1 protein-coding gene and 1 pseudogene are annotated in these 394 nt (G+C 59.9%); both read left to right on the top strand.

All coding sequences use genetic code 11. From position 1 onward, the window contains the following. Window positions 1-193 (top strand): annotated as a pseudogene (locus KGQ19_RS53675) (prepilin peptidase-dependent pilin); the annotation flags it as partial. Window positions 194-203: 10 nt separating this feature from the next. Continuing rightward, window positions 204-394: GspE/PulE/PilB domain-containing protein (locus KGQ19_RS53670; RefSeq protein WP_212022530.1), on the top strand; the 191-nt coding region annotated here is incomplete at its 3' end.

The following is a 394-nucleotide window of genomic DNA, read 5'->3' as shown; positions in this document are numbered from 1 at the left end:
CTACCTCTCCGCCATGAGCGTGGCCAAAGGGGTCGTCACCCTCACCGGTCAGGAGAGTCTGAACGGACTGGGGGTCACCCTGACGCCGACCTGGGACAATGCCGAGGGCGTCACCGGCTGGCAGCGCGTCTGCACCATCACCGGCAATAGCGCGCTTCAGCAGGCCTGCGAAGACGTTTTCCGGGTGAAGTGAGGGCGAATGCATGAAAACAGAACAGCTGATCCCTCTCTGCCGTCGCTACCACGCCATGCTGCTGCATAGCGATGAACAGACAATCTCTATTGCGGTGGTTAATACCCCGCCGGCGGAGTTAATGGAGGCGCTACGCTTCGCGACGCAAAAGCGGATCGACATTGAATGCTGGAGCCAGGAGCAGATGGATAAGCGTCTGCA

Source organism: Catenulispora pinistramenti (assembly GCF_018274385.1).
Taxonomy (GTDB): Bacteria; Actinomycetota; Actinomycetes; order Streptomycetales; family Catenulisporaceae; genus Catenulispora; species Catenulispora pinistramenti.
Note: the sequence above shows the minus strand (reverse complement) of the source record. Positions and strands in the feature narration are given on the sequence as shown.